Source organism: Rhizobium ecuadorense, from assembly GCF_001187535.1.
GTDB lineage: Bacteria > Pseudomonadota > Alphaproteobacteria > Rhizobiales > Rhizobiaceae > Rhizobium > Rhizobium ecuadorense.
On the sequence record NZ_LFIO01001573.1, the window covers coordinates 1 to 262 of the forward strand.

General features: G+C 63.4%; 1 pseudogene. It reads right to left on the reverse strand.

Annotated features, from left to right (window positions below):
• A pseudogene (locus AF337_RS32215) lies at positions 1–262 on the reverse strand (HAD family phosphatase); the annotation flags it as partial.

Genomic DNA, 262 nt, shown 5'->3' on the forward strand with positions numbered 1-262 from the left:
CGTCACATCACGCCCCTCGGCGATCAGCCCCTCCATGATCGCGACGCTGTCGTCATAGGCGTGCGGCACCATCTCATGCCAATATTTGCGGAAGGCGCGGATATGCTCCTCGCGCGCCGGGTGCTGCTCGATCAGCAGCGCTTCGGCCTCCGCCCATGTGCGGCCGCGGTCCTGCTCGATGTTCCAGTCATGGGTGCAGACATTGGCGAAGAACCAGTTGCGCTCCGTTTCATCGGGGATGAGGCGGCTGAAGGGAAGATGC